The 1610-nt window shown below is 38.0% G+C and carries 3 protein-coding genes; all 3 read right to left on the bottom strand.

What is annotated here, in order from left to right; genetic code table 11:
• A partial coding sequence (locus CXF78_RS16875) for a response regulator (RefSeq protein ID WP_145991525.1) occupies window positions 1-312 on the bottom strand: 312 nt, incomplete at its 3' end.
• A complete protein-coding gene (locus CXF78_RS16870; RefSeq protein ID WP_011638732.1) occupies window positions 293-643 on the bottom strand; it encodes a PepSY domain-containing protein in 351 nt (116 codons plus the stop codon). The genes CXF78_RS16870 and CXF78_RS16875, both read right to left, overlap by 20 nt.
• A 131-nt stretch (window positions 644-774) precedes the next feature.
• A complete protein-coding gene (gene crp / locus CXF78_RS16865; protein WP_011638731.1) occupies window positions 775-1410 on the bottom strand; it encodes a cAMP-activated global transcriptional regulator CRP in 636 nt (211 codons plus the stop codon).
• Between the last annotated feature and the right edge of the window lie 200 nt (window positions 1411-1610).

The following is a 1610-nucleotide window of genomic DNA, read 5'->3' as shown; positions in this document are numbered from 1 at the left end:
ATGAAACGGTTTGCCTAAGTAGTCATCTGCGCCAGCATTAAAGCCTTCAACTTTTTCATGCCACTGACTTCGGGCAGTTAACATGATTACCGGGGTATTTATGCCACGTTCACGCCATTTAGTCACTAATGACAAGCCATTTCCGTCAGGTAATCCGATATCTAAAATGACACAGTCATAATCAGTTTCTTTCATCAAATAATCGGCTTCAATAGCTTTGTCTGTGACATCCGTAATATAACCAGCTTGCTTGAGTTGTTTTTCAAGCTCGGCAACGAGTAAAGGGTTATCTTCAACGAGTAACAGTTTCATGTTTAGTACATTCGCTCGGTAATTGAGTCAATGAATCTTGCATACCGTTAGCTGCATCTAATTGCAGATTAACAACATGCCCTTGTTTTAGCTTAAATTGTAGATCATAGCGCCATTTATCTTGGTGTTGATAAAGCTGGGCGTCGATTAAGTGACCATCACAATACTGCGACAACCAAGTTAAGTAATCATCTAATGAACGTATATTACCAGAAGATACTAATTTTTGGACGTTGTCATGGTCCAGAGGGAGTTCTTTTGCGGGAATATCTTGTTGATTAATGGTGATGGCCATTAAGCTGCTTATTGCTGTTAAGAACAAGCTATTCATGGGCGCTCCAAAATGAAAAAGTGGCGTTCAGAGTATGAACACCACTTTAAGTATCTTGGCTTAAATCAAGCTGAAGCCTATATGATTAAGGCATAAACATTTAGCTTGATTCGTCGTTAGCCCTTTGTTGTTTAGCGCGTACCGTAAACTACGATCGTTTTACCGTGTGCTTGGATCAAATTTTGTTCTTCAAGCATTTTTAAAATACGACCAACGGTCTCACGTGAACAACCAACAATTTGACCAATCTCTTGACGTGTAATCTTAATTTGCATGCCGTCAGGATGTGTCATAGCATCAGGTTGTTTTGCAAGGTGTAATAACGTTTGTGCAATGCGACCAGCAACGTCAAGGAACGCTAAGTCGCCTACTTTTTGGCTAGTACTTTGTAAACGATAGGCCATTTGCGCCGAAAGTTTCATCAAGATTTCAGGGTTTACCTGAATCAATTGCTTAAATTTCTTGTAAGAAATTTCTGCAATTTCACATGCTTGTTTAGCACGAACCCATGCAGTACGTTCAGATTGTTCTTCAAACAATCCTAATTCACCGATAAAGTCGCCTTGATTTAGATAAGAAAGGATCATTTCTTTACCTTCTTCATCTTTGATCAATACAGCAACGGAACCTTTGACGATGTAATATAAAGTGTCAGAATCTTCACCTGCGTGAATTAAAGTACTCTTTGCAGGGTACTTATGAATGTGACAATGTGAAAGAAACCATTCTAATGTTGGGTCAGGTTTTGGCTTACCAATCAGAGCCATACGATGTTCCTCGATTGATTAAAAATGAAAGTAAGTAATGTCTAATTAAGCATTCTACGCTATTGAAACCGTGAAAACTTTGATAGAGATCGTATTTAGAAGTGTGCGTAGTGTATATTAACTTGTTAAATTTAAGATTAAATTTATCTCATTTGTGATGACGGTCGACTTTTTTTGTGAATTTGTCTTAATCATCACTA

This window comes from Shewanella sp. 11B5 (genome assembly GCF_002836795.1).
In the GTDB taxonomy this organism is placed as follows: Bacteria; Pseudomonadota; Gammaproteobacteria; order Enterobacterales; family Shewanellaceae; genus Shewanella; species Shewanella frigidimarina.
Note: the sequence above shows the minus strand (reverse complement) of the source record. Positions and strands in the feature narration are given on the sequence as shown.